Annotated in this window: 4 protein-coding genes; 3 read left to right on the forward strand and 1 reads right to left on the reverse strand. The window is 63.1% G+C overall.

Going from position 1 to position 2,236, the window contains the following annotated elements:
* A partial coding sequence (locus EN750_RS30525) for an MFS transporter (RefSeq protein ID WP_127398951.1) occupies window positions 1-515 on the forward strand: 515 nt, incomplete at its 5' end.
* A gap of 37 nt (window positions 516-552) precedes the next feature.
* Window positions 553-927: a DUF423 domain-containing protein gene (locus EN750_RS30530; protein ID WP_127398952.1), complete on the forward strand. Its 375-nt coding sequence runs from the start codon at window positions 553-555 to the stop codon at window positions 925-927.
* A 34-nt stretch (window positions 928-961) separates the two neighbouring features.
* Here EN750_RS30530 and EN750_RS40080 read toward each other — a convergent pair whose 3' ends face one another.
* On the reverse strand, window positions 962-1,390 hold the full coding sequence (locus tag EN750_RS40080) for a hypothetical protein (RefSeq protein ID WP_164893279.1): 429 nt from the start codon (window positions 1,388-1,390) through the stop codon (window positions 962-964).
* Window positions 1,391-1,472: 82 nt separating this feature from the next.
* Between EN750_RS40080 and EN750_RS30545 the strand changes: the two genes are divergently transcribed.
* Window positions 1,473-2,236 (forward strand): LacI family DNA-binding transcriptional regulator (locus EN750_RS30545; RefSeq protein WP_145968061.1); only part of this gene is annotated, 764 nt, incomplete at its 3' end.

The raw sequence follows: 2,236 nt of genomic DNA on the forward strand, positions 1-2,236 counted from the left end.
TCACCGTCTATGTGCAGCAACTCATCGAAGACCAGAGCCGCGTAACGCTGATATCAGGCGTCGTCATGTCGGCGGCGGCCCTTGGCGCCATCCTGTCGGCTTCGCGCCTCGGCAAACTCGCCGACCGCGTCGGCCACTGGAACGTCATCATCGGCGCGCTAGCCGTCTCGGCACTGCTGCTGATCCCGCAGGCCTTCGTCACGCAAAGCTGGCAACTCATCGGCCTGCGTTTCCTGATGGGCCTGGCGCTGGGCGGGCTCTTGCCCTGCATCACCAGCGTGATCCGCCACAATGTTCCCGATGGGGTCGGGGGCAATGTGCTCGGGTTGTCGATTTCCGCCCAGTATGTCGGGCAGGTCGCCGGTCCCCTGCTCGGCGGCTTTGCCGGTGGCCATTTCGGCATGCGCTCGGTGTTTCTGGGCACATCCGTCTTGATGGCCGGGGGCGCGGTGTATAACTGGCTGGCACAGTCGCGCCGCGAGCAGGACATGCTCGCCAAAGCCGGCAAGTCCTGACGGGATTGGCATCCCCTGATATCACGGAGCCACGGACATGAGCACGGCCGAACGACCTTCCGACAACAGCGGCCGTATCCTCGTCCTGGCCGGCGGCCTGTGCGGCGCCGCCGGCGTGGCGCTGTCGGCCGCGGCGGCGCATCTGGGCGGCGCCTTCGTCGGCACCGCCGCATCCTTCCTGCTGATGCATGCGCCGGTCTTCCTCGCCGCCGGATTGCTTGGGGCGAACCGGATGCTGCGCATCGGCAGCCTGATCCTGCTGGTTGGGCTTCTGCTGTTCTGCGGCGATCTGCTGGCCCGCGATTTCATCGGGTCGCGGCTGTTCCCGCTGTCGGCGCCGATCGGCGGCACCTTGCTCATCGCCGGTTGGCTGGTGATCGCGGCCTCGGCGCTGGGGCGGCCACGTTCCTGACGCCTGCCCGCGCCAAATGTAAAAGCGTGGGCTGCTAGTCCTGCCGGCGCTCGGGCTTGATGAGCAATTCGCGATTGCGTCGCCGCAGCTTCGCCAACCAATGCCGTTCCGGCCTCTTGGAGGCCGGCGCGATGCCCCAATAGTTGCGGTAGATGTCTTCGAACAGATAGCTGACGGGATGCATGATGTGCGCTCCTTTTAGTCCTTGAATCGATCCAATCGACAGACGCGAAAAACCGACCCCGATCAGCTCCGCTTGCGCTCCACAAGGAACCGCAACTCGCGAACCCATGGGCTGGCTTTGCCACGGCGCTTCTGCGTCGTGGTGTTCGACGAGATGCTCCAGTCGTTGCGGTAAATATCTTCGAACAGAAAATTGACGGGATGCATGGCACAACTCCCCTAAATATGTTGAATCGATCCAATCTAGAGAACCGCCGTTCGCTTGGATCGATTCAAACATACGCCTTGCCGAGACTGTGATCAAGTCAAAATTTGAACCGATCCAACGAAAGTGTTAGATGGAAGGAATTCAGGAGACGAAGATGGCGCCATTGACCTCTGCAAAGACAAGACCGGTCCGTCTGGCGGACATTGCCAAGGCGGCCGGCGTGTCGCACGGCACCGCGTCCAACGTGTTTGCCCGGCCGGACATCGTGCGCGAGGAGGTCCGCGAGCGGGTCAAGGCGGCAGCCGAGGCCATGGGATATGGCGGACCAGATCCCAAGGGCCGGCTGCTGCGCGCCGGCAAGGTCAATGCCATCGGTGTCGCGACCGCGGAACCCCTCTCCTATTTCTTCGACGACCCCTTTGCCCGGGTGATGATGGCCAGCATCTCGCAGGCCTGCGACGCGACCGGTGCGGGGATTTCGCTGGTCTCCGCAGCCAACAACAAACAGCTTGCCTGGAACATACAGAGTGCGTTGGTCGACGGTTTCATCGTCTTTTGCGTCGATGGCGGTTCAAGGCTGGTCGAACTGGCGCGTGAACGCAAACTCCCTTTTGTCGCGCTCGATCTCGATTCGGACGACGACGACGCCGTTGCAGCGATCGGCGTCGACAACATTGCCGGGGCTGGCCTGGCCGCCCGCCACCTGACCGAACTCGGACATCGCCGCTTTGCCGTGCTTACCCTGCCCTGTGCCGACGCAGGCTTCGGCCCTACCACAAGGGAGCAGGTGGAAATGGCCCTCTACTCCGCTACGCGCGACCGCTTGCGTGGCTATTTCGCTGAACTCTCCCGGGTCGGCGTCGACGTCTCGCGGGTGCCTATCTACGAAACCGTCAATGACGAGAAGAGCGTTTGGGC

Origin of the sequence: Mesorhizobium sp. M7A.F.Ca.ET.027.03.2.1 (assembly GCF_003999175.1) — a bacterium.
In the GTDB taxonomy this organism is placed as follows: Bacteria; Pseudomonadota; Alphaproteobacteria; order Rhizobiales; family Rhizobiaceae; genus Mesorhizobium.

Excerpts from the sequence above, each read along its gene's own strand:
- EN750_RS40080 (WP_164893279.1), bottom strand. The coding sequence starts at position 1,390 with ATGTTTGAATCGATCCAAGCGAACGGCGGTTCTCTAGATTGGATCGAT.
- EN750_RS30530 (WP_127398952.1), top strand. The coding sequence starts at position 553 with ATGAGCACGGCCGAACGACCTTCCGACAACAGCGGCCGTATCCTCGTC.